Here is a 16,898-nt window from a genome sequence, read left to right on the forward strand (position 1 = left end):
GCCTCGTTGGCCCCGGGCATGAGGGACGGACGACGACGGACGATGCGCACCGCGCTGGCGGTGGCCGGCAGCCTCGGGGCCGCGGTCATCGCGGCCGGCCTGTGGGTCGTGGGCCAGGCGCAGTACACAGAGGACTACTGCCGGACCCGCGCACCCCAGCCGGAGGCGCCACCCGGTGTCGAGGGGCTCAGCGGCCGCCCCGGCTACCTCGACGGACCGGTGACCATCCGGTGCGAGTACGACGCGGTCGCCGACGTCGCGGTGGCCGACCCGCTGCCCCTGCTCGGGGCACTGCTGCTCGCGATGCTGGTGCTGGCCATCACCGCGACCAGCCTCCGCTGGGCGCTCCGCCCGACCACCGCCTGAACGCTCAGTCGCAGAGGCGCTCCGAGACATGTGGCTCGGGCCCTGCCTTCGCTTCTGGGGTTTCGAGGCTCGGGCCCGGGGGCCCTCGCACCTCAACCACCGGTGCGTGGTTCGGAGGTTCGGGCCCGGGGGCCCTCGCACCTCAACCACCGGCGGGCCGGGTCAGTTGGCGCCGAACGCCTCGAGCAGCCCGGCCCGGCCGCTGATGCCGAGCTTCTTGTAGATGTTCGACAGGTGCCACTCGACCGCCTTCACGGTGACGTCGAGGGTGGCGGCGATCTCCCGGTTCTTCAGCCCGTCCGCGGCGAGCTCGGCGGCGCGCTGCTCGGTCGAGGTCAGCCCGGCGAGCAGCTCGCGGCGCTGCCGGCACGGCTCCTCGCCGAGCAGCACCAGCTGGCGGGCGATCCGGTCCAGCAGGGGCGGCAGGTCCTCGCGGGCGGCGTACGCCTCCGCGCCGCGCAGCAGCCCGACCGCCTCCTCACGCTCCCGGGCGCTGCCGAACGCGCCGTGCAGCACCAGCAGCGCCGCCAGGTCGGTGGCGATCTGCGCCGACAGCCGCCCGGCCAGGGTGTCGGACAGCGTCGCCACCGCCTCCCGCAGCATCGCCTCCCGGTCCCGGCTGCCCGGGTCGGTGGCAGCGACGGTCCGCAGCGCCTGCGCGACGGCGTACGCCGAGTCGGTGCGGCGGCACAGGTCGAGGTGCGCGTGGGCCAGCAGCCGGGCGTCACGGTGCCGCGACAGCCGGGTCATCGCCAGCGCCGCCCCGGCCCGCCACGGCAGCAGCAGCGGGTCGTCGAAGCCGCCGAGCCCGCAACCGGCCTCGTTGTAGAGCGCCGCCGCGGTGTCGTGGTCGCCGCACGCGGTCGCCAGCTCGGCCAGCGCGTACGACGCCACCGCACCCGTCACGCCGGGCTCGTCCTGCAGCGCGGCCAGCGGCTCCGCGGCCCGGATCGCGCCGGCCAGCTCACCCCGCGCCAGCCGGCACTCGATGAGCACGGCGAGGCCGCCGGTGCGCTCGGCGGCGTGGTGCGCCTTCTCGAGCCGTGCGGCCCGGACCAGCGCCTGCCGGATGCGACCGGAGCGCACGAGCTCACGGCAGGTGCGCAGCTCGTCGCTCGTGGCGACGTCCGGGGCCAGCATGTGCTCAGGCTAGGAATCGCGCGGCACTCGCGAGGGCCGTTCGGCGGGGATTTTGCCCAGCCGTCCCCCAGATGGGGGCTGGTGGTCCGGGGCCCGTCCCAGGAAGCCCACCAGCCGGGCCGACGCGGGTGCCCCGACCGGCACGGCCACCGGCGCGGCGAACCGGGTGACCCGGTCCTCCGGCCCGACCAGCACATGTGCGACCTCGAGCAGCGACTCGGCCAGCGGCTCCGGCACCGGCCGCGCCGGGCTCAGCGACCAGCCGACATCCCAGCCGTGCACGGTCACCTCGAGCGCCGCCATCGCCACCAGCAGACCCGCGCCCAGGGCCAGACCGCCGACCGTCGCCCCGCCCGGCCCGTCGAGGCCCGCGCCGCTGCACGCGGACCGGTCGTCCCGCGCGGACAGCCGCCACGCGCCCAGCAGCGCGCACGCCTTCGCCTGCAGCCGGTCGACCCGCGGCCCGGGCACCAGGCCGGTTGTGGCGGGCGCGAGGTCGACCCGCCCGGTCGCCGCCTCGGTGAAGGTGTCGAGGGAGTCCTCCATGTGCGCCAGCAGGTCGCCCAGCGACCACCCGGCGCACGGCGTCGGCCGGCGCAGGTCGCCCGGCCCCACCTCCGCCAGCGCGGAGCGGGTGTAGTGGAGCGACCGCTCCAGCAGGTCGAGGCCTCCCGCGAGCGTCGCCGCCCGCGGGCCGGTCACCGCGGGCCCGCTGCCCGGTCGAGGAGGGTCTCGCCGACCTCCGCCGGCAGCCGGTCGGGCAGCCCGAACCGGGCGAACAGGTCGGTGTCGAAGAACGCCGCCACGTGCCCCACCCGGTCGCCCTCGAGCTCGAGCACCTGCAGGTGGAACGGCACGAAGTCGCCCGCGGGGGTGCGCATGTAGAGCCCGAACGCCGGCTGGCCGTTGGCGTCGGTGCGCACCATCGGCATGTCGTGGACGCCGCCCGGGCAGCCGGTGTCGATGAGCCGGCCGATGTTCTCCGCGCCGGTGTACCAGCCAGCGAACGGCGGCATCTCCCACACCGCCTCCGCGGTCAGCAGCCCCACGATGGCGTCGATGTCCTTGCGCCAGAAGGCGTCGACGTACCGGTCGAGCAGGTCGGCCTGCTCCGGGCTCAGCTCGGGCGCGACGGTGTCCTCGGTGAGGCCACGGTCGGTGAGGGTGGCGCGGGCCCGCTGCAGCGCGGAGTTGGCGGCGGCGACGCTGGTGCCGAGGGCCTCGGCCACCTCGGTGGCCGACCAGCGGAGTACGTCGCGCAGCAGCAGCACCGCCCGCTGCCGCGCCGGCAGGTGCTGCAGGGCGGCGACGAACGCGAGCCGGATCGAGTCGCGCTCCTCGACCACCACCGCGGCGTCGGGGACCGGCTGCAGCCATGGGATCTCCGGCTGCTCGTCGAGCGGGTCGCCGGCGGTCGAGCCGGGGGCGCCGAGGCCGGTGGGCAGCGGCCGGCGCGGCCTTCCCTCGAGTGAAGTGAGGCAGACATTGGTGGCAATTCGATACAACCAGGTGCGGACCGACGAGCGGCCCTGGAAGTCGCCGGCCGCCTTCCACGCCCGCAGCAGCGTCTCCTGCACCAGGTCCTCGGCCTCGTGGAAGGAGCCGCTCATCCGGTAGCAGTGGGCCAGCAGCTCGCGCTCGTAGCGGCGGGCCAGGGCCTGGAAGTCCTCGAGCTCCGCGTCCGTCTTCTGGCTGGTCTGCTGCTGCGTCTGCTGGGTCGTCACGTCCGCCGTCCTCACTGCCGGATCCCCCTCCGGGCTGCCTGTCCGACCGAGCCCGGGCAGGCCGGTTCAGTCTGTCGTGAGAGACCGACCGGTGTCGACGGCGAAACTCATCGGTGCCCCTGCCCGTCGCCCGGAGGCGGGGTGTGAGGATGCCGGCGTGAGCATGCACGGGGGAGTCGGCCAGCCCGGCGCTGCGCCGCCACTGCCGACGTCGATCTGGGTGGTCGTCTGGGCGTCACTGGCGGGCCAGCTGGTCGCGCTGGGCGCGCGCGGAGGTCGGCAGGACGACGCGGTGTCGTTCGTCGTGTCCGTCGTCCTCGGCGGGCTCGTCGTGGGCTACGTCTCCGCCGGCGTCGTCCGGGCCCGTCCCGTCCGGGTCGTCCTCGCCTGGGTCGTGCTGGGGCTCGCCCTGGTCGCCGAGGTCCTCGGAATCCTCTCGGTCGGCGACGCGGGCCAGGCCGCCTGGTTGATCCTCTCGCTCGCAACCACGGCCGCGGCGCTGGCAGGGCTGGCGGCCTTCAGCAGCTCGGACTGGTACGCCTGGCAGCGCACCCGACCGGCGGCCCGCGAGGGCGCCCCGATCGGCTCCCTGGTCGCGATCGGCGTGCTCGTCGGCGTGCTGGGCGGCCTCATGGGCCCGGTCGACGCCAATGGGATCGACGTGCGCATCAGCGTCGCCGACCGCTGAGCGCCGGGGGAGGGTTCAGCCCTTCCCCGCAGTGGAGACGTCGGCGCAGACAACTGCCCGATTGCCGTCCTGGTCGGCGATCACGGTGAGTGAGGGCGCCTCCGAGTCGTCGACGACGGTCCCACCCGCGGCGAGCGCGGCGGCGATTCGCTGCCCGGCCGCCTCGGGGGCCACGTAGACCTCGACGTGGAACCGCTGCCGGGCGGACGCGGACTCGTCGGACTCGTCGGCGTCGCCGAACCACAGGTTCGGCACCCGTCCCGTTGCGTCCCGGACCTCGTCGCTCGGCGTTCCGCGGCCCTGGGCCCCGGGGTCCCCGGTCAGCAGCGCGGCCCACACCGGGGCGATGGTCGCCGAGCGGGCCGTGTCGAGGCCGAGCTCGATCACGCTGACGGAGGCCGGGTCGGCACTCACCTTGTGGTCGGCGGCGAGCTCGGTGATCCGCCGCGCGAGCTCCACGTCCTTCCGGGTCACCCACTCAACGACGTGCTCGGTGCCCTCGTCGTCGCGGTAGACGGCGTCGTCCGAGCTCAGCTTGAGGTCGACGTACCTCGGTCCGATCGCCACGCGCGGGTGGTGGCCGAGCGCGTCGCCGTCCTCGCCGACGGCAGTGACGAAGCGGGCGGCGGTGCCGAAGTCATCGACCTCGTAGCGGGCGTGCAGGCCCTGCGCCAGCTTGCGCCAGTCGGCAAGGCCGGCCTCGGCGATCTGTTCCCCCGTGAGCATGTCCATGCCCGGGACGCTAGCCCGGATCCGGCTCCGGCGGGGAGGTTCGGTGCTCCGGTGCTCACGGCACCGGGAAGTCCTGCGGCGGGCCCTCGCCGACCACCCCGTCCACCTGCTCGCGGAGCAGGTCGGCGTGGCCGGTGTGGCGGGCGTACTCCTCGATCATGTCTGCCAGCAGCCGGCGCAGGCTCATCCCGTCCGGGGAGGTGTGGTCGAGCCCGCCGTCGGCCAGCGCCGTCGCCAGCGCGTCGCGGGAGCGGTGCACCGCGGCGCCCCAGAGCTCGCGCAGCGCCTCCGGGCTGTCGTCGGCCGCCGTGTCCCAGGCCCAGTCCTCCCAGTCCTGCTCGAGGTCCAGCCGGTCGAACGGCGCCATGGGCGGGCGGCCGGCCAGCCGGGTCTGGAAGTAGAGCTCCTCGACCCAGGCCAGGTGCTTGAGCAGGCCGCCCAGCGTCACGGACGACGGGCCGAGTCGCAGCCGCAGCGCCTCGGGCCCCAGCCCGGCGCACTTCCACGCGAACGTGCGCCGGTTCCGCTCCAGGGTGACCACTGCCGTCGCGACCTCGTCACCGCGCAGGAAGCGCTCGACGTCCCACTCCGGCGGCCGGCCGGGCGTGAAGCCGAAGGTGCTGGTCATGCGGATCGGCCTCCGCCGGCGTGCGAGTGGTGCCTCGGGGCACCGGATGCCGGGTCGACCACGCGGCGCATCACGGTGTGCCCCTTGCCCTTCGGGCGCACGTACTCGAACCCGTGCTCCTCGTACACCGCGCGGGTGCTGTTGTAGAGGAACGAGTTGCCGACCCGACGCCCGTCGGAGAGGTCCTGCGGGTAGCCCTCGACCACTCCGCCGCCGGCCCCGGCGATCAGGTCGAGGGCGCCGCGCAGCGCGAGGCGGGTGAGCCCGCGCCGGCGGTACTCCCGGTCGATGAAGATGCAGGTGATCCGGAAGTCCGGCGGCGGGTCGCCGGCCTTCTCGTAGTCCTTGCGGTGGTGGATGTTCGGCAGCTCCTCCGGCGTCCCGTACTCCGCCCAGGCCACCGCGCGGTCGCCGTCCATCACGAGCGCCGCGTGGGCCGCCCCCTGCTCCACCAGCTTCTTCTTGAGCGCCTTGTTGCCGTCGTACCCCTGGCCGCGCTCGGCGCAGTCGGGGTGGAAGTAGATGCACCAGCACCCGCCGAAGATCCCGTTGTGCCGCTCCACCAGGGCCGCGAACGCGTCCCAGGTCTCGGGTGTCAGCGGCCTGACCTCGAGCTCGTCCCCCATGCGGGCAACCTACGTCCGCGCGCCGGCCCTGTCACCGGTTGCGGGCCGCGGCGGCGAGGTCGAGCGCCCGCCGCGCGGCGGGCAGCGCCCTCTCCCGGTCGGCGGGGACCATCCCGACGCGGGTACGCCGGTCCAGCAGGTCGTCGGCGTCGGCGGCGCCCTCGTGGGTGACGCCGAAGACCAGCTCGGCCAGCGTCACCGGCACGCCGTCGGCGACCGGCGCCAGCAGCGCGTCGTCGTCGAGGCCGGTGACGGCGCGGGCGTTCTCCAGCACCAGCGCGGCGTCGGTGCCGTAGCGGCGGACCAGCCGGCCCGGCAGCTCCAGCGCGGCCAGCCGCTCCCGCGGCGCGGCGCCGGCCAGCGGGAGGGAGTGGGTGCGGCAGGGTCCGGCGTCGAGGCCGGTGGCGTCGACGGCGTCCTCGGCCATCTGCCGGTACGTCGTGAGCTTGCCGCCGACGACCGTCACCACGCCGGTGGCGGAGGGGAGCACCGCGTGCCGGCGGGAGAGGTCGGCGGTCGCCCCGCCGCCCTCCCCGTCCTCGCCGGCGCCACCCGGGTCGCCCGCGCCCGAGGTGTCGAGCAGCGGCCGCAGCCCGGCGTACGCGCCGACCACGTCGGACCGTCGCAGCTGCCGGCCGAACGCCGCCGAGACCACGTCGAGCAGGAAGCCGATCTCCGGCTCGGTCGGCTCGGGGACGTCGGGGACCGGGCCGTCGGCGGGCTCGTCGGTGAGGCCGACGTAGAGGGTGCCGTCGGGCTGGGGGAGGACCATCACGAACCGGCTCGTCGAGCCCGGCACCGGCGCGGTCACCGCGGTCCGCAGCCCGGGCAGGGTGTCGGCGCGGAGCACGGCGTGGGTGCCGCGGGAGGGGCGCAGCCGGACCTCGTCGACCAGGTCGCCGGCCCACACCCCGGCGGCGTTGACCACCGCGCGGGCGGCGACCCGGTGGGTGGCGCCCGTCAGCTCGTCGCGTAGCTCGACCCCGGTGCCCCTGGCGGCGACGACCCGTGCGCGGGTCCGGACGTGGGCGCCGTGGTCGGCAGCGGTGCGGGCGATCGTGGTGACCAGCCGGGCGTCGTCCTCGAGTCGGCCGTCCCAGTAGAGGAGGCCGCCGCGCAGCCCCTCCTCGCGCAGCCCGGGGGCGAGCGCGAGCGCCTCGCGGGCGGAGACCTTGCGGGGCCGGGGCAGCAGGTCGCGGCTGGTGCGGGCGCCACGGCGCAGCAGGTCGCCGGCCACCAGCCCGGCCCGGGCGATGGTGGCCTGGGTGCCGGAGACCGCGGAGGTGAGCGGGATCAGGAACGGCATCGGGTGGGTCAGGTGCGGCGCCGTGACCTCCATCAGGATGCCGCGCTCGACGGCGCTCTCGTGGGCGACGCCGACCTGGCCGTGGGCGAGGTACCGCAGCCCGCCGTGCACGAGCTTCGACGACCACCGCGAGGTGCCCCACGCGAGGTCGAAGGCGTCGACCGCCAGCACCGACAGGCCGCGAGTGACCGCGTCGAGGGCGACGCCGGCACCGGTGACGCCGAGGCCGACCACGACCAGGTCGACGGACTCGGGAACCCCGGTCAGGCCCGGGGTGATCCGGGTCGGGGGGTACGTCGGGACGCTCATCGCGAGCTCACCGCGCCAGCGTCCGTCGCAGCAGCACCCGCAGCTCCTCGTCGAGGTCGGCCTCGGAGACCGCGTCGTCGACCATCGTGTGCGCCGACAGCACGAAGCCGTGGGTGGCCAGCACCACCGCCCGCGCGATCGCGGCCGGGTCGCCGTCGCGGACGGCACCTGCGGCCTGGCCGTCGCGGACCGCCCCCTCGACCAGCGCGAGGATCGCGTCCTGCGACCGGCCGCGGCGCGAGAGCAGGTAGGGCAGCAGCAGCTCCGGGTCCAGCTCGACGATCCGCAGGAACAGCTCGTTGTCGCGCAGCGCCCTCACGGTCGCCGCCACCTGGGCGACCAGCTTCTCGACCGGGTCGGACTCGGCAGGGCCGTCGGGGCCGGCTGCCGCCACCGAGGCGGTCACGACGCCACCCCACTCGCGGGTCATCAGGTCGCCGAGCAGCTGCGGCATGTCGGGCCAGGCGCGGTAGATCGTCATCCGCGAGACGCCCGCCCGGCGGGCCACCTCGGTGAGCGTCGTACGCCGCCAGCCGACGTCGAGGATGCACTCGCGGGCGGCGTCGAGGTAGCCGTCCTGCGGCCCGCCGCCGGAGCCATTGCTGTGACGAAGTGACGCCATGTGTCACACTGTAACGCATGACCCGTGAGATGCACCCGCAGCGCTGGGGCGACGCGGCCGCCGCGAGCCCGCTCCCCGACAACGCCCGCGCCCTGGTCGAGCTGGCCTTCGGCCTCGACGAGCGGCCCGCCCCCGCGCCGGCCGCACCGCCGGCCCGGGCCCTCGACGCCAAGCTCGTGGACGGGCTGCGCGGGATCCTCGGCGACGACGCGGTGCTCACCGACGACGAGACCCGGCGGCTGCGCACCCGCGGCAAGTCCACCCCCGACCTGCTCCGCGCCCGCGAGGGCGACCTGACCGACGCTCCCGACGTGGTGGTGCGGCCGGCGAGCCACGACGAGGTCGCCGCGGTGCTCGCCTTCGCGGTCGACCACCACCTGGCGGTGGTCCCGTTCGGCGGCGGCACCTCCGTCACCGGCGGCCTCGCCGCCCGGCGCGACGGGTACGCCGGGGTCGTCAGCCTCGACCTGGCCCGGATGGACCGGCTGGTCGACGTCGACCCGGTCTCGATGACGGCGACCCTCGAGCCGGGGCTGCGCGGCCCCGAGGCCGAGGCGCTGCTGGCCGAGCACGGTCTGACGCTCGGCCACTTCCCGCAGTCCTTCGAGTACGCCTCCATCGGCGGCTTCGCCGCGACCCGCTCGTCCGGCCAGTCGTCGGCCGGCTACGGCCGGTTCGACGCGATGGTCGTCGGGCTCACCGTCGCCACCCCCGCCGGCCGGCTCGACCTCGGCTCGGCACCCGCCAGCGCCGCCGGCCCCGACCTGCGGCAGCTGCTGCTCGGCTCGGAGGGTGTCCTCGGCGTCATCACGGCGGTGACGGTCCGGGTGCGGAGGCTGCCGGAGGTCAAGATCTACGAGGGCTGGCGCTGGCCGTCGTTCGCCGAGGGCGCCGCCGCGATCCGCACCCTCGCCCAGGCCGGGCTGCAGCCGACCGTGCTGCGGCTCTCCGACGAGTCCGAGACCGCGGTCAACCTGGCCCGGCCCGAGGCGGTCGGCGGCGACTCGGCCGGCGGCTGCCTGATGATCACCGGCTACGAGGGCACCCCGGAGGCCGTCGCGGCGCGTCGCCAGGTCGTCACCGCCGTCCTCGAGGGCCTCGGCGGCACCGCGCTGGGGGAGGAGCCCGGCCAGGCCTGGGCCGAGGGCCGCTTCCGGGCGCCGTACCTGCGCGACGCGCTGCTCGACGTCGGCGTCCTCGTCGAGACCCTCGAGACCGCCACGTTCTGGTCGCGGTTCGAGCAGGTCCACGCCGAGGTGAAGGCCGCGCTGGAGTCGAAGCTCGACTCCGCGCTGGTGCTCTGCCACATCTCCCACGTCTACGAGACCGGCTGCTCGCTCTACTTCACCGTCGCCGCCAAGGAGGCCGACGACCCGGTCGCGCAGTGGTGGGCCGCCAAGGCCGCCGCCAGCGACGCGATCCTCGCCGCCGGCGCCACGATCACCCACCACCACGCCGTCGGCACCGACCACAAGCCGTGGTTCGCCCGCGAGATCGGCGAGGTCGGCGTCGGGATCCTGCGGGCGGTGAAGGCGGAGCTCGACCCGACCGGGATCCTCAACCCGGGGGTGCTGGTCCCGTGACCGCGCCCCGACCCGAGCAGCAGCCCGGCCAGCAGCAGGACCGCCAGGTCCGCAGCTTCTCGTTCCTGGTCAACCCGGCCTCGGGCGGCGGCGCCGCCCCGGAGGCGGTCGTGCCGGTGGCCCGGCTGCTGCGCGACGCCGGCGCGACCGTCGACGTCACCTACTCGCCCGGCCCCCGCGCCACGAAGGACCTGGTCGCCGGGGCCCTGTCCCGCGGCGACGTGGTGGTCTCGGTCGGCGGCGACGGGATGCTGTCGTCGCTGGCCGGAGAGGTCTCCCGCGGGGGCGGCACCCTCGGCGTGCTGCCCGCCGGCCGGGGCAACGACTTCGCCCGGATGCTCGGCCTGCCCGAGGACCCCGAGGGCCAGGCCCGGCTGCTGCTCGAGGGCGAGCCGCGGGCCGTCGACCTGCTGTCGTGGACCCGTGGCGAGGAGACCCGATTCGTCGCCGGCTCCGTCTACGCCGGCCTCGACGCCCGCGCCTCCGCGATCGTCGACCGGGTCCACTGGCTGCCCGGCTCGCTGCAGTACCCGTACGCCGCGGTGGTCTCGCTGGCGACGTACCGCCCCGGCCGCTACCGGGTCAGCGTCGACGGCGAGGAGCGCGAGTACTCCGCCGCCACGGTCGTGGTCGCCAACTCCGCCTACTACGGCAAGGGGATGCGGATCGCGCCCGACGCCTCGGTCGAGGACGGCGTGCTGGACGTGGTCGTCATCGAGGCCGGCTCGCGGCCGGCGCTGGTCCGCGCGCTGCCGACGGTGTACGACGGCCGCCACGTCGACCGCCCCGAGGTCACCGTGCTCACCGGCAGGCGGGTCGAGATCCGCGGCCGCGCCCGCACCCCGATCCCGGTCGGCGGCGACGGCGAGCCACTCGGCAGCCTGCCCGGCCTCACCGAGCCGCCCGCGGTCGTCGAGGTCCTCCCCGGCGCCCTCACCGTGCTGCGGTGACCTAGCGTGTGCGCGTGTCCCGCATCCAGCTGAAGTCAGCGCCGAGCGTGGCGGTTCTGGTGCTGGACGTGGTCGTCCTCATCGTCGCCCTCATCACGGCACTCGATCCGGACGCACCGACGTGGATGCGCGTCATGGGGGCCGTGGTGGCCACGGTCGCGGCCTTGCTCGTCGTCCGCTCCGCGCGGCTGCTGCTCGCAGGACGCCGCGCAACGCAGTAGCCAAACACGCCCGCCGACGTGGGACCCGCGTCAGCCGGACGCGAGCTTCTTCACGACGTACTGGTTGAGGCTCATGCGCTCCTCGGCGGCATGCATGGCCAGGCGGCGGTGGAGGTGCTCGCCGATCCGGACGTTGAAGGTGCCCGAGAACTTGCGCTCGGCCAGGGGCACCGGGACCTTCTCGCCGTTGTCCTCCATGTCCGCGACGACCTCGGTGATCAACCGCTCCAGGCCGTCGATCGCGTCACCGCGCGACTCCTCCAGCCAAGACAGCGACGGGAACTCGAGGCAGGTGGCGACGTACCCGCTGTCTTCGGCGGACCACGTCACCCGATAGGTGTAGTGCCCCACGTCCACCCTGGGACGCTCTGAGGTGGCCATCTACCTCGTCTCCTCTTGGTGCTGCGGCTGACCCGCGCTCTGACCTTGCCACAGCTGCCGCGGGCGACGCAGCCCGTTGGAAGCTGACCGCGGTCTCGTCAGCGGGTGAAGGTCCACACGAGCAGCTCGGTGGGGGACGCGGCGGTCACCGTCAGCCCCGGGTCGTCGGTGATGCGGAAGGCGTCGCCGGCCTGCAGCGGCTCGGCGAGGCTGGAGCGCCCCAGCGACCCGTTCGCCACGAACACGTGCTGCAGCGGGGCGCCGGGCAGCGTCACGTGCTGGCCGGCCTCGAGCCGCGCGACCGACAGCGTCGCGCCCTCGGTGCCGATCGCCAGCGAGGTGCCGGCGCCGGCGACCGGCGTCAGCTCGCCGGTGTGGATCGTCGGCCGCCGCACGTCGTACGACGGCTCCACGTCGTCCTCGTCGGGCGTCAGCCACGCCTGCACGAACCGGGTGGGGCCGGCGTCCTGGGCGGCGACCTCGCCGTGGCGGATGCCGGTGCCGGCGGACTGCACGGCCACCGCGCCCGGCCCGAGCCGCACGGTCTCCTGCCCCTCCTCGGTGTGCTCGACCATCCCGGTGAGCACCCAGGTGACGATCTCGAGGTCGCGGTGCCCGTGGTCGGGGAAGCCGGCGCCCGGCTTGAGCAGGTGGTCGTCGTGGCACAGCAGTGGCCCGAACCCGACGTTGTCCTGGTCGTAGTGCGGCCCGAAGGAGAACGAGTGCCGCGTGCTCCGCCCCTCCTCTCGAGTCACGAATCGGGAACTGCCACGACGTACCTCGACGGTCATGGCAAGAATGATCTCGTGTTCCCGCAACTTCCCCCGGGTTTCCGCCTCGGAACCTCCACCGCGTCGTATCAGATCGAGGGAGCCGTCGACGAGGACGGCAGGGGACCCAGCGTCTGGGACACCTTCTGCGCCGAGCCCGGCCGCATCAAGGACGGCTCGTCGGGCGCCGTCGCCTGCGACCACTACCACCGGTGGGAGGAGGACGTCGCGCTGATGAAGCGGCTCGGCGTCGGCGGCTACCGGCTGTCGGTCGCGTGGCCGCGGATCCAGCCCACGGGCTCCGGCCCGGCCAACCAGAAGGGCCTCGACTTCTACGACCGGCTCCTCGACGGACTGCTCGAGGCCGGCGTGCAGCCGATGGTCACGCTCTTCCACTGGGACCTGCCGCAGGCGCTCGAGGACGACGGCGGCTGGCTCAACCGCGCCACGGTCGACCGGTTCGCCGAGTACGCCGGCATCGTCGGCGAGGCGTTCGCCGACCGGGTCGAGCACTGGGTCCCGGTCAACGAGCCGAACGTCGTGACGCTGCTCGGGTACGGCGAGGGCCGGCACGCGCCCGGCAAGGAGCTGCTGTTCGACGCGCTTCCGGTCGCGCACCACCTGCTCCTCGGCCACGGCCGCGCGGCGGTCGCGCTGCGCGCCGCGGGCGCCGAGAGCGTCGGCTGCGCCAACAACCACGCGCCGATCTGGCCGGCCAGCGACGCCGACGCCGACGTCGGCGCGGCCAAGCTGTTCGACGCGCTGTGGAACGGCATGTTCGCCGAGTCGATGCTGTTCGGCCGGTACCCGTTCGACCTGGCGCCGCTGCTCGAGGAGCTCATCCGCCCCGGCGACCTCGCGACCATCCGGCAGCCCCTGGACTTCTACGGGGTCAACTACTACGGCCCGCTGAAGATCGCGGCCACGCCCGAGGACCAGCCGATCCCGTTCGAGCAGCTCGACGTGCTCGGCTACCCGGTCACCGGCCGTGGCTGGCCGGTCGCGCCGGACGCGCTACGTGAGTGGCTGATCATCTTCCGGTCCCGCTACCGCGCCGCGCTGCCGCCGATCTACATCACCGAGAACGGCTCCTCGTGGCCCGACGAGCCCGGCCCCGACGGCGTCGTCGACGACCAGCGCCGCATCGACTACCTCGAGTCCCACCTCAACGCCGTCGCCACCGCGATCAAGCGCGGCGTCGACATCCGCGGCTACTACTGCTGGTCGCTGCTCGACAACTTCGAGTGGGCCGAGGGCTACACGCAGCGGTTCGGGCTGGTGCACGTCGACTTCGAGACGCAGGAGCGGACGCCCAAGAAGTCGTTCCAGTGGTACGCCGACATGGTCGCGGCGCAGCCGCAGCACGGTGGCTGAGCAGACGCGCACCAGGGCGACCAAGGCAACGTGGTCGTCGTACCGCGAGTCGATCGGCGACCGGTCCGGGCTCTTCGCCGCGCTCGCCGACCGCTGGGCGCCGCGGCGCGCGCTCTACCCGGGCAGCTACGTCGACCTGTCGCCGTCGACCGCGATCCCGTCGGTCACCTACGTCGACACGGACCGGCGGGCCGCCAGGTTCTTCGCCGACAAGGACCGGGTCGGCGCCGAGCTCGCCGGGCGGACCCGCGCCGGTGCGGGCACCGACGTGACCTTCCTGCCCGGCGACTACACCGAGCCGCTCCCGCTGCCGGACGGCGGCTTCGACCTGCTCGTGTCGCTCTACGCCGGGCCGGTCTGGGACCACTGCGCGCGCTACCTCGCGCCGGGCGGGCTGCTGCTCGCGAACACCAGCCACGGCGATGCCTCGCTGGCCGCGCTGGACCCGCGGCTGGCGCTGGTCGCCGCCGTCCGGCACCGCGGCGACCGGTACTCGCTCGACGAGGAGGGGCTCGAGACCTACCTCGTGCCGAAGCGCCCCGAGGCCGCCGACCCGGACCGGATCCGCGGCAGCGGGCGGGGGATCGGCTACACCCGGACCGCGTTCGCCTACGTGTTCCGGCTGTCCTGACCCACTGCCCCGTGGTGGGCGGGGCGCCCGGCGCGGACGAACAGGAACACCGGCTGGGTGGTCAGCGTCCACCGCATCCGCTCGTCGGTGATGGTGCGAGCCTGCTCCTCGTCGAGCAGCGGCTCGGTGACCGCGTCCACGACCAGCCCGGCCTCGAGCAGGGGAGCGAAGACCCCGGAGACCGGACGGCGCCACATCCGGCCGACAGTCGGGACGCCGGCGACGTTCCACTGCTCCTCGACCTCCTCGACCCGGTGGTAGTCCTCGCGGCCGGCGAGCAGCCAGCCGGTGATCGGGTGGTGGACCGACAGGACGAGCACCCCGTCCGGTCGCAGCACGCGGCTGATCTCCGCCATCAGCGGTCGCCATTCGGGCAGGTAGTGCAGCACCAGCGAGGCGGTCACGACGTCGACGCCGCCGCCCGGGACCATCCGGAGCGCCCCGGGGTCGCCCAGGTCGGCGAGGTGCACCGTCGCCTCGGGCGCCCGGGCGCGGGCCGTCGCCACCATCGCCTCGGACCCGTCGACGGCCGTGACGGCCGCCCCCTCGTCGAGCATCAGCCGGGTCAGGTGCCCGGCCGCGCAGCCGAGCTCCAGGACGTCGCGCCCGGCGAGCGGCCCGGCGAGACGCAGGATCTCGGGGCGGTCGTAGAGCGCGTTCGGCGGGCCGGTCTCCGAGTGGCGCGCGTACTCCTCGGCCAGCTCGGTGTAGATCGTCCTGCTCATCGTGTCCCCCGATTCCTCGATGGTGGCCGGCTCAGGCCAGTGCGGCCGCCGTACGCCGGATGATCTCGGTCAGCCGCTCGGGCGAGGTCGCGATGTTGAGCCGGACGTGCCCCTCCAGCCCCGGCTGGTAGTCGTGGCCCGGTGCGAGCCGGACCCGCCCCTTCTCCAGCGCCACGGCGGCCGGGTCGGCGTGGCCGTAGCCGCGCAGGTCGAGCCAGGCGAGGTAGGTGCCCTCGAGCGGCCGCATCCGCGCCCGCGGCAGGTACGTCGCCAGCAGCTCGCCCAGCAGCCGGCGCTGGCCGTCGAGCCGGGTCACCAGCGCCGCCAGCCAGTCGTCGCCGTGGGTGTACGCCGCCACCGCCGCGACGACGCCGAGTGGCGACCACGAGTCGTTGCGGGCGACCGGCGCCGACAGGATCGCCTTGCGGGCGGCCTCGTCCGGCACCACGACCTGCGCGCAGCGCAGCCCGGCGGTGTTGAACGCCTTGCTCGCCGCCACCAGCGCGACCGCGTGGTCGTGGGTGCCCTCGAGCGAGAGGTAGGGGACGTGCTCGGCGCCGGGCAGCACCAGCGGCGCGTGGATCTCGTCGCTGATGACGCGGGCGCCGTGCTCGACGACGACATCGCGGATCCCCTCGAGCTCGGCGCGGGTGAAGACCCGGCCCCACGGGTTGTGCGGCTGCGTCAGCAGCAGCGTCCGGGCGCCGTCGCGGAACAGGGCCGCCAGCCGGTCGAGCTCGATCTCGGCGCGCTCGGCGTCGGGGTCGAGCACCAGGTCGACCCGCTCCCGGCCGGTCATGCCGGGGACGGCGAGCTGCGGCGCGTACACCGGCATCGGCATCACCATCGGCCCCGGGTCGCTCAGCACGTCGAGCGCCAGCCGCATCCCCGCGGTCACGTCGACCACCGGGATGACCCAGGCCGGGTCGACGTGGTGGTCGAAGTGGCGCGCCGCGAACCCGGCGTACGCCGCGCCCAGCTCGCCGTCCTGGAACGACGGGTAGCCGGTCATGCCGAGCCGGACTGCGGCGACCACGGCCTCCTCGATGACGGGGGCGACGGCGTAGTCCATCTCCGCGACCCAGGCCGGGAGCACGCCGTCGTCGACCTGCCCCCACTTGCACACGATCGCCCGGCGGGCCTCGTCGTCGCTGAAGTCGCGGATCTCGGCGCCTGTCACACCGCCAACCTAGCCAGCCCGCGCACGGTCAGCGGGCCGAGGCGCACCGGATGCACAGCCGTGCCGTCGGCCGCGCCTCGAGTCGACCCACGGCGATGGGCTCGCCGCAGCGCTCGCAGGTCCCGTAGGTCCCGGCCTCGAGCCGGGCCGCCGCGGCGTCGATCTCCTCGAGGTGCTCACGCGCCTGCCGCACGAGGGCGCCGACCTGCGACCGCTCGAACGCGATCGTGGCGCCCTCCGGGTCGTGCTCGTCGTCGGCGTTGGTGTCCCGCGAGGCCGCGACGATGCCCTCGTAGTCGCCGGTCAGGCTCGCCAGCCGCCGCACCGTCTCCCGACGGTCCGCCTCCAGCCGTTCCCGCGCTCCCTCCACGGACCCATGGTGCCGTGGTCGAGGGCAGGCGGGTCAGGACGCGACGGTCGCGAGCGCGACCGCCCAGGTCACCGCGTTGCCGACGATCACCAGCAGGCCGAAGCCCATGAACCCGCTCAGACGGTCGTCCGGGTCAGCCGAGGGTCGCACCAGCGAGGTCGGGCCGCCGAGCGCCAGGAAGGCCAGCACGCCGACCGGCGGCACCATGCACAGCAGCCAGAACCAGGACCACCGGGTGGCCCGCCGCGGCCGGGGCCCGAGGACGAGCAGGCCGACGGAAGCAAGCCACAGGGCACCGACCGTCAGTGCGAGGCCGCCGTCGGCCTCCCGACCCAGCATCGCGACGGTGACGATGTTCCCGCCGTCGTCGATGCCCGAGACCCGCAAGGGCTCGACGGGGTCCGTGGTGCTGTCGCCGAGGACGACGTGCGCGGGGGTCGTCACCACCCACGCGGCGAGCAGGGCCCAGCCGAGCGCGCGCCACGCACCACGCCAGCCGTCCGGATCCCCAGCCGCACCGGGGACCGGCACGAGCTCCTGCGTCGCCGAGTCGGCGTCCCCCTGCTGCACCC

Annotated in this window: 21 protein-coding genes; 7 read left to right on the forward strand and 14 right to left on the reverse strand. The window is 74.8% G+C overall.

Features of this window, described 5'->3' with window-relative positions; all coding sequences use genetic code 11:
* Positions 1–42: 42 nt before the first annotated feature.
* The gene (locus tag ACFP2E_RS11100; RefSeq protein ID WP_378524505.1) at positions 43–366 is read left to right on the forward strand and encodes a hypothetical protein; all 324 of its coding nucleotides are present in this window, start codon (positions 43–45) and stop codon (positions 364–366) included.
* A gap of 162 nt (positions 367–528) precedes the next feature.
* Here the strand turns inward: ACFP2E_RS11100 and ACFP2E_RS11105 are convergent, their stop codons facing one another.
* Genes ACFP2E_RS11105 through ACFP2E_RS11115 form a run of 3 tightly spaced genes read right to left on the reverse strand, consistent with a single transcriptional unit; the run spans position 529 to position 3,230 of the window.
* Positions 529–1,506, reverse strand: a complete 978-nt coding sequence (locus ACFP2E_RS11105) for a LuxR C-terminal-related transcriptional regulator (RefSeq protein WP_378524504.1) — start codon at positions 1,504–1,506, stop codon at positions 529–531.
* 9 nt (positions 1,507–1,515) lie between these two features.
* Positions 1,516–2,208: a TIGR03086 family metal-binding protein gene (locus ACFP2E_RS11110; RefSeq protein WP_378524503.1), complete on the reverse strand. Its 693-nt coding sequence runs from the start codon at positions 2,206–2,208 to the stop codon at positions 1,516–1,518.
* Positions 2,205–3,230, reverse strand: a complete 1,026-nt coding sequence (locus tag ACFP2E_RS11115; RefSeq protein ID WP_378524502.1) for a sigma-70 family RNA polymerase sigma factor — start codon at positions 3,228–3,230, stop codon at positions 2,205–2,207. Before ACFP2E_RS11115 ends, ACFP2E_RS11110 begins: the two co-directional genes overlap by 4 nt.
* Before the next feature lie 157 nt (positions 3,231–3,387).
* Between ACFP2E_RS11115 and ACFP2E_RS11120 the strand changes: the two genes are divergently transcribed.
* Positions 3,388–3,918 carry a hypothetical protein gene (locus tag ACFP2E_RS11120; RefSeq protein WP_378524501.1) on the forward strand — a complete coding sequence of 177 codons (531 nt, stop codon included), beginning with the start codon at positions 3,388–3,390 and terminating at the stop codon, positions 3,916–3,918.
* Between the two features lie 15 nt (positions 3,919–3,933).
* On the opposite strand, the gene ACFP2E_RS11125 is transcribed toward ACFP2E_RS11120, so the two are convergent.
* The 5 genes from ACFP2E_RS11125 to ACFP2E_RS11145 are packed head-to-tail and all read right to left on the reverse strand — an operon-like array spanning position 3,934 to position 8,141.
* Positions 3,934–4,650, reverse strand: a complete 717-nt coding sequence (locus tag ACFP2E_RS11125) for a 4a-hydroxytetrahydrobiopterin dehydratase (RefSeq protein ID WP_378524500.1) — start codon at positions 4,648–4,650, stop codon at positions 3,934–3,936.
* A gap of 55 nt (positions 4,651–4,705) precedes the next feature.
* Positions 4,706–5,278 carry a DinB family protein gene (locus tag ACFP2E_RS11130; RefSeq protein WP_378524499.1) on the reverse strand — a complete coding sequence of 191 codons (573 nt, stop codon included), beginning with the start codon at positions 5,276–5,278 and terminating at the stop codon, positions 4,706–4,708.
* Positions 5,275–5,904 (reverse strand): GNAT family N-acetyltransferase, encoded by a 630-nt coding sequence (locus ACFP2E_RS11135; RefSeq protein ID WP_378524498.1) that lies wholly within the window; start codon positions 5,902–5,904, stop codon positions 5,275–5,277. The genes ACFP2E_RS11130 and ACFP2E_RS11135 overlap by 4 nt, the downstream gene beginning before the upstream one ends.
* A 31-nt stretch (positions 5,905–5,935) precedes the next feature.
* Positions 5,936–7,519, reverse strand: coding sequence for a glycerol-3-phosphate dehydrogenase/oxidase (locus tag ACFP2E_RS11140; protein ID WP_378524497.1), 1,584 nt, complete (start codon positions 7,517–7,519; stop codon positions 5,936–5,938).
* A gap of 7 nt (positions 7,520–7,526) precedes the next feature.
* Complete coding sequence (locus ACFP2E_RS11145; RefSeq protein WP_378539336.1) at positions 7,527–8,141, reverse strand: TetR/AcrR family transcriptional regulator; 615 nt, start codon at positions 8,139–8,141, stop codon at positions 7,527–7,529.
* Between the two features lie 17 nt (positions 8,142–8,158).
* Between ACFP2E_RS11145 and ACFP2E_RS11150 the strand changes: the two genes are divergently transcribed.
* The 3 genes from ACFP2E_RS11150 to ACFP2E_RS11160 are packed head-to-tail and all read left to right on the forward strand — an operon-like array spanning position 8,159 to position 10,895.
* Positions 8,159–9,724 carry an FAD-binding oxidoreductase gene (locus ACFP2E_RS11150; RefSeq protein ID WP_378524495.1) on the forward strand — a complete coding sequence of 522 codons (1,566 nt, stop codon included), beginning with the start codon at positions 8,159–8,161 and terminating at the stop codon, positions 9,722–9,724.
* A complete protein-coding gene (locus ACFP2E_RS11155; protein WP_378524494.1) occupies positions 9,721–10,674 on the forward strand; it encodes a diacylglycerol/lipid kinase family protein in 954 nt (317 codons plus the stop codon). Before ACFP2E_RS11150 ends, ACFP2E_RS11155 begins: the two co-directional genes overlap by 4 nt.
* 14 nt (positions 10,675–10,688) lie before the next feature.
* Positions 10,689–10,895, forward strand: a complete 207-nt coding sequence (locus tag ACFP2E_RS11160; protein ID WP_378524493.1) for a hypothetical protein — start codon at positions 10,689–10,691, stop codon at positions 10,893–10,895.
* 30 nt (positions 10,896–10,925) lie between these two features.
* Here ACFP2E_RS11160 and ACFP2E_RS11165 read toward each other — a convergent pair whose 3' ends face one another.
* Both ACFP2E_RS11165 and ACFP2E_RS11170 read right to left on the reverse strand, forming a co-directional pair.
* A complete protein-coding gene (locus ACFP2E_RS11165) occupies positions 10,926–11,225 on the reverse strand; it encodes a type II toxin-antitoxin system HicB family antitoxin (RefSeq protein WP_378524492.1) in 300 nt (99 codons plus the stop codon).
* A gap of 149 nt (positions 11,226–11,374) precedes the next feature.
* Positions 11,375–12,031, reverse strand: coding sequence for a pirin family protein (locus tag ACFP2E_RS11170; protein WP_378524491.1), 657 nt, complete (start codon positions 12,029–12,031; stop codon positions 11,375–11,377).
* Positions 12,032–12,082: 51 nt separating this feature from the next.
* Here ACFP2E_RS11170 and ACFP2E_RS11175 point away from each other — a divergent pair, with 51 nt between their 5' ends.
* Together ACFP2E_RS11175 and ACFP2E_RS11180 are read left to right on the forward strand one after the other, a co-directional pair.
* On the forward strand, positions 12,083–13,420 hold the full coding sequence (locus ACFP2E_RS11175) for a GH1 family beta-glucosidase (protein ID WP_378524490.1): 1,338 nt from the start codon (positions 12,083–12,085) through the stop codon (positions 13,418–13,420).
* Positions 13,413–14,051 (forward strand): hypothetical protein, encoded by a 639-nt coding sequence (locus tag ACFP2E_RS11180; protein ID WP_378524489.1) that lies wholly within the window; start codon positions 13,413–13,415, stop codon positions 14,049–14,051. Before ACFP2E_RS11175 ends, ACFP2E_RS11180 begins: the two co-directional genes overlap by 8 nt.
* Here ACFP2E_RS11180 and ACFP2E_RS11185 read toward each other — a convergent pair.
* From ACFP2E_RS11185 to ACFP2E_RS11200, 4 genes are read right to left on the reverse strand one after another with little or no spacing between them, the layout of a single operon-like run.
* Positions 14,030–14,776, reverse strand: coding sequence for a class I SAM-dependent DNA methyltransferase (locus ACFP2E_RS11185; RefSeq protein ID WP_378524488.1), 747 nt, complete (start codon positions 14,774–14,776; stop codon positions 14,030–14,032). The two genes, ACFP2E_RS11180 and ACFP2E_RS11185, sit on opposite strands and share 22 nt — an antisense overlap.
* Before the next feature lie 31 nt (positions 14,777–14,807).
* A complete protein-coding gene (locus ACFP2E_RS11190) occupies positions 14,808–15,956 on the reverse strand; it encodes a MalY/PatB family protein (protein ID WP_378524487.1) in 1,149 nt (382 codons plus the stop codon).
* Positions 15,957–15,984: 28 nt separating this feature from the next.
* Positions 15,985–16,326 carry a TraR/DksA family transcriptional regulator gene (locus ACFP2E_RS11195; protein WP_378524486.1) on the reverse strand — a complete coding sequence of 114 codons (342 nt, stop codon included), beginning with the start codon at positions 16,324–16,326 and terminating at the stop codon, positions 15,985–15,987.
* Between the two features lie 33 nt (positions 16,327–16,359).
* On the reverse strand, positions 16,360–16,896 hold the full coding sequence (locus ACFP2E_RS11200) for a hypothetical protein (RefSeq protein WP_378524485.1): 537 nt from the start codon (positions 16,894–16,896) through the stop codon (positions 16,360–16,362).
* Positions 16,897–16,898: the final 2 nt, after the last annotated feature.

Source organism: Nocardioides sp. GCM10027114, from assembly GCF_042659625.1.
Lineage (GTDB): Bacteria > Actinomycetota > Actinomycetes > Propionibacteriales > Nocardioidaceae > Nocardioides.